The sequence below is a fragment of the Caulobacter sp. P1_B12_2 genome, from assembly GCF_056406675.1.
Genome location: NZ_JBFTZS010000287.1, coordinates 1 through 6,002, shown reverse-complemented (window position 1 = coordinate 6,002; position 6,002 = coordinate 1). Strand labels below are relative to the sequence as shown.

Annotated in this window: 2 protein-coding genes; both read right to left on the bottom strand. The window is 68.9% G+C overall.

Going from position 1 to position 6,002, the window contains the following annotated elements:
• Positions 1-160: 160 nt before the first annotated feature.
• Complete coding sequence (locus AC1DZ6_RS16955; protein ID WP_477098318.1) at positions 161-1,855, bottom strand: ShlB/FhaC/HecB family hemolysin secretion/activation protein; 1,695 nt, start codon at positions 1,853-1,855, stop codon at positions 161-163.
• The coding region (locus tag AC1DZ6_RS16950) for a beta strand repeat-containing protein (protein ID WP_477098317.1) at positions 1,855-6,002 on the bottom strand (4,148 nt) is incomplete at its 5' end. The genes AC1DZ6_RS16950 and AC1DZ6_RS16955, both read right to left, overlap by 1 nt.

Below are 6,002 nucleotides of genomic sequence, written 5' to 3'. Positions count from 1 at the left end.
GGGCGGACCATGGAAGAGGTCCGCCCGTGCCGCGGAGTCTGCGCCGGCGCGACGACAGGCGCATCGAGCTCCGGGCGAACGCCTCACGACAAAGGGTCGGACACCGGGCCGTGTGGCCAAGCGTCCGACCCTCGTCAGACTCGCGGACTGAAGCGCGACCCTAGAAGGCGACGGTCAGGCGGACGTCGGCGCGCCAGTCGCCGTCCTGGGTGGCGGGCGCGTCGTTCCAGGCATAGCCGCCGGTGGCGGCCACGCTGAACCGGTTGGCGATCCGCAGGTCGAGCCCCAGGCCGGTCGAGAGCGGGTTGCTCTCCTTGCTGGTCGCCTCGTCCTTGCCCCAACCCGCGTCGAGGAAGACGTAGGGCGCGACGCTGACCGGGCCGAGCACCTTGTTGAAGATCGCCGAGCGCAGTTCGTTGCGCACGACCAGGCCCCGGTCGAAGGCGCCGTCGTCGAGGCTGTAGCCTCGCACCAGGCTCGCGCCGCCCAGGCCGATCCGCTCGCTCTCCGGCAAGGCGACATCGGCGTACTGGGCGATCACCTGGGTGACCAGGCTGACGTCGCCCAGGCGGGTGACTCGGTCGTACGAGCCGCGCAGATAGGCGTAGTCGGCCTTGGTCACGCGACCGCTGGAATAGGCGTTGAACGCGGCCTTGCTGTTCTTGTCGCTGACGCCGCCGGGGCTGACGTGCAGGCTGACGTCCGCGTCGTAGCGGCCGAACCGGTCGGTGGCCGCATGGGTCCAGCCCGCATAGAGCTGATAGACGTCGACCGGCTGGTTCAGCACCGAGGCGGCGCCGAAGAAGATCTCGCGCTTCTGGCGCTTGGCCTCGACGCCGGCCGAGATGTCGCCCACCAGTCCGCTGAAGTTCGACAGCGCGCCCACATAGCCGAGCGTGACTTCCGTGGTGGTCGACTTGATGTCGAACGCCTGGACCGCGGCGTTGCTCTCCACCATCGACACCGTCAGCTGCACGGCCTGGCGCGGCGCGAACGGCGCGAACAGCGTGGCCGCGTGGCTGGCGTAGTTCGGGTCGCTGTCGAAGGCCTTGTCGCCGCCGGTGAACTGGTAGGACAGCACCGTGTCCTGGCCCAGAAGGGCGCTGGCGCCGACGAAGTAGCGATCGCGACCCGTCGAGGGCGTGCCGCTGTTGGCGTAGCCGCCATAGACCCGCCACGGACGGCTTTCCGTCACCTGCAGACGCAGGTCGCTGTCGCCCAGGTTCGCGCCGGGCGTGAACACCGCGTCGATCCGACGGAAGGGGTTGCGGTTGAGCCAGTCCAGATCCTCGGCCAGGTGATCGCCGTTGATCGGCTGACCCGGAACCGTGCGCACGCGGCTGGCGACATAGCCGGCGTCGGTGCGCGCCGCGCCCGTCACCGAAACCTTGCCCAGCGCGAACTCGATGACGCGGAACTGCACCACGCCGGAGGTGATCTCCTGCGGCGGGGTTTGCAGCGCCACGAACGGATAGCCTTCGCGACGATAGTAGCCGGCGATCGCCGCCTCGACTTCCGCGATCAGCTTCTTGCTGAGCTTGCGGCCCAGGAAGGGCTTGAGCACGGCCTGACCGGCGGGCGTGTTGAGGCGCGACACGGCGCTGGCGTCGATCCCGGGAGCCGGCGCGGCCGCAACCGGCGTGGACGCGCCGAGCACGACGATGCCGCTCAGGGCGGGACCGATCGGGGTGTCGTCCTGGTCGGCCGCCACGAGGTTGGGGCCCAGTTGCAGCAGGTCGGCCTTCGGCGCCGGCGGCAGGTTCCGTTCGACCACCTGGGCGTGAGCGGCGCCAGTGGCGGTCACGGCGAAGGTCGCGCCCAACAGGACGCTCGCCGTCTTGATCAGCTTGCTCATTATTGCATGAAACCTTGGAAGTGGATGGCGCCGGACGTGGAGCCGCCCTGCGTGTAGGGAGCCGATTGGCAGGCTTCGCCGGCCGCGCAGGTGGCGGTGTCGTCGCCGCCCTGGTCTTGGTTCGAAGCGGGTTGGCCGCCGGCGTCCTGGACCGCCAGCTGGAAGCCGACGCTGTTGCCGCCGTCCGCCTGGCCGCCCGCGCCGCCGCCGCCGATCGAACCGCCGCCGGCCGTCGATCCGCCGCCTTCGGCGGGGATGTAGGGGATGATCAGGTTCTCGACCGGCGGAATGCCCAGGTTGATGGTCAGCAAGGCGCGGTTGAAGGTGACGGCGTAGTTGCCGCCGCCGCTCAGCGTGCCCTGCAGGATGCCGTAGGTTCCGGCCGCCTCTCCGGCGTCGCGGGTCAGGGCGCCGGTCAGGCTGTCGCCCGCCACTAGGCCCGTCGACGCGTAGGTCAGGGCCGGGTCGGCGTCGTTGCGGTTCTTGACCTTGTTGTCGGCGGTGACGGTCAGCGCCTTCTGCAGGATCGTACCGACATTGGCCGAAGCCGTGGTCGAGGCCAGGACGTAGTTGCCCGCGTCCGCGCCGCCGATCGTCACGCCGTTGGCGATGACGGTCTTGCCCGAGCCGGCGTTCTTGTCGGCATAGGCCGCGCCGCCGGCGCCGACCGTGACCTTGTCGCCGGACACCAGACCCGACAGGGCCAGGTTGTCGCCGAGGGTGGCCGTCGTCGCGCCGTCATAGGTCTTGGTGACCGTTCCGCCCAGGCCGGCCGTGATGACCTTGGCGTTGATCTGACCGATGGCGGCCGAGGCGGTGTTGGAGGCCAGGACGTAGTTGCCCGCGTCCGCGCCGCCGATCGTCACGCCGTTGGCGGTGACGGTCTTGCCCGCGCCCGCGTTCTTGTCGGCATAGGCCGCGCCGCCGGCCCCGACCGTGACCGTGTCGCCGTCGACCAGGCCCGTCAGGGCCAGGTTTGCGCCGAGGGTCGCGGACGTCGCGCCGTCATAGGTCTTGGTGATCGTTCCGCTCAGACCGGCCGAGACGACCTTGGCGTCGATCTGGCCCGTTCCCGCGACGTCGAACGAGGTGACCCCGTAGTTGGCGCCCGTCGAACCGCTCAGGTCGACCGAGACGCCGCCCGTCAGGACCTTGCCCGCGCCAGCGTTCTTGTCGGCGTAGGCCACGTTCGTGAAGGTCGCGGCCAGGGTCTCGTCGCCGACCAGGCCCGTCAGGCTGGTGGTGGCGTTGGCGCCCAGGGCCTTGGTCCCATCATAGGTCTTGGTCGAGGCGACCGTGCCGGTGACCAGGGCGTGGTTGATGTAGCCCACATTGCTGACCAGCGGGCCTTCGGTGACGATCTCGTAGTCGCCGGCGTTGGCGCCGCCCAGGACCAGATCGCCCGCGGTGACCGTGAGCCCCGAACCGACGCCGTTGCCGGCGTAGGTCCCGGTTCCCGTGATGGTCAGGCTGTCGCCGTCCCGCACGTTGTACTGGGTGAAGGCGTCGTTGGTCAGGACGGCGGCGTTCGTGCCGTCATAGGTCTTGGTCACGCCGCCCTTCAGGTCGACATAGACCTGGCGCTTGTTGATGGTCAGGGTTCCCAGCTTGACGACCCGATAGGAACCGCCGCCGGTCACCGTGGCGTCGATGGCGAACTGGTAGGTCCCGGCGTGGGTGGTCGACCCGAAGGCGCTTTCGTCGACGCTGACGTTCAGGGCGTCGTTGCCACGCAGATAGCCGTAAAGCCCGTAACCGTCGTAGAATCCGCTGTTGCCGTAGGTCCCGCTGATGCTCGCATTGACCACCAGGATATTGTCGGCCTGATAAAGCTCGGCGAAGTGGGCCACGCCGTCGCTGGACGCGGCGGCGCTGGAGCCCAGGGCCCAGACGCCGTTGAGGTCGAAGCCGGCGTAGACGTCGGCGGTCTTGGTCTCGTCCTGCAGATCGGTGGTGGAGTAGCCGAGGTTGTTCTCTCCCGTCCCCGCGCCCGCGCCATAGACGCCGACGCTCGGGCTGAGCGAGGTGCTCCAGCGGCCGTTGTTGACCGTGCCGTTGTTGCTGTAGCCGACCAGGGCGCCGACCTTGGTCGAGCCGGAAGTCAGGCTGGCCGTGCTCAAAACGGTGTTGAGCGAGCCAGCGCCGGAGAGCTCGCCGGTGATGCCGCCGACCTTCGTCGAGCCGTTCAGGACGCCGCTGGCGTAGCTGTCGCTGATGGACCCGCCGTTGAGGCCCGAGACGCCGCCGACGACGCCGCCGATCACCGCGCCCTTCGACGCGGACCGCTCGATGCTCCCGGCGTTGTAGCCCGCCAGACCGCCCGCATAGGCGTTGTTCTGGGCCAGGCCCGTCACGGAAGCCGTGCTCGACACCGTGGTGATCAAGCCGTTGTTCGTGCCGGCGATCGCGCCGACATAGCCGACGCCGGTCGAGGTGACCGAGCCGCCGACCAGGGCTAGATCCCGGACGGAGGCCTCGCTCTCGAGCGTGCCGAACAGGCCGACATTGCCGGCGGCGCTGTTGATGGTCAGGCCCGAGATCTTGTGACCCTGGCCGTCCAGCGAACCATAGAAGGACGCGATCGGCGCGAAGCCGTTCTTGAACACGCCGCTGCCGCCGGTGGCGGTCTCGGCGGCCGAGATGTCACGACCGAGAACGTAGCCGCTCTCGACCCCATGGGCCATCAGCTGCAGCTGGTGGACATTGTTGATGGTGCTCGACCATTCGCTGGCCAGCAGCGGCCGCACGCCGTCGATGAAGACCCAGCGGTCGCCGTCGAGGGCGTAGGAGTCGGCGGTGAACGCCTGGTCGCGGGTCAGGCCGGTGGTGTTGGCCAGATCGGCCGGGGTGTTGCCGCGCGAGACGGTGGCCCCGCTGGAGTCGATATCCCAGTAGAGGTTGGAGACCAGGCTGCCGGCATAGGTGCCGAACAGGCCGCCGACGGCGGCGTCGCCCGACACCGCGCCGGTGGCGTAGCCGCCGTCGATGGTGACGCCGCTGTGCATGTAGCCGAGCAGCCCGCCCACCGAACCCAGGCCCGTGACCGAACCGGTCTCATAGACATTGGCGATGTTCAGGATGCCGTGATCGTTCTCGCCGACCAGGCCGGCGACGGCGTAGTCGCCCGACACCGCGCCGCTGGCGTAGCTGTCATTGATCTCGACCGACGAGGTATAGGTCTCGTCCTCCTCCGAATCGTAATGGCTTTGCCCCTGAACGAAGCCGACCAGGCCGCCGACGCCGGTCGCGCCGGTCACCTTGCCCGTGGCGTAGGTGTTGTTGAGCGAAGCCGAGGCGTAATACTGCAGCGTGATCCCACCGATCAGGCCGCCGACATTGTCCGCGCCGGTGACGTCGCCCGTAGCCCAGCTGTTATTGACCCCGAGGTTCCTGGCGGCGAGGCCGACCAGGCCGCCGGTGTTGTCGGCGCCGATGACCTTGCCGGCGGCGTAGCTGGCTTCGATCGTGGTGCTGTCGCGGACAAGACCGATCAGGCCGCCTGTCGCCGACGCTTCGTCGCCGACGTCGTATGCGCCGTCATAGTCGCCGCCCGTCACCGCGCCGGTGGCGTAGCTGTTGACGAGGTAGAGATTGCCGGCGGCGCCGATCAGGCCGCCGACGTCATGCTGGCCGGTGACCGCGCCCGTCGCGAAGCTGTCCTGAACCGATGCGCCGTAAACGTAGCCCAGGAGGCCGCCGAAATAGGACCCCTTGCCGCCGACCGCGCCTGAAGCCGATGAAGAGTAGACGCTGCCGTAATAGTCCAGACCGACCAGGCCGCCGACGCTGGCCATGACCGCGTCGCCATTCTCGTCCTCGATTTCCAGTCCGGTCACGTCGCCGCTGGCCGAACTGTTCGAGATCGTCCCGGTGGAATAGCCGACCAGGCCGCCGACGCCGCCCGCGCCCATGACGTCGCCACGGGCGATGCTTTGGTCGATCGTGCCGTTGTTGTACCCGGCCAGGCCGCCAACGTGCGCACTGCTGCTGGTGACCGCCCCGCTGGCTTCGACGTAGTAGAGCGTGCCGCTATTGGACCCCACAGCGCCGCCGACATTGTTGCGGCCGGCGACCACGGCGGTCGAGGTCGTGGATTGCAGGTTGGAGCCGTATCCGAGCAAACCGACCAGACCGCCGGTGTTGTCGC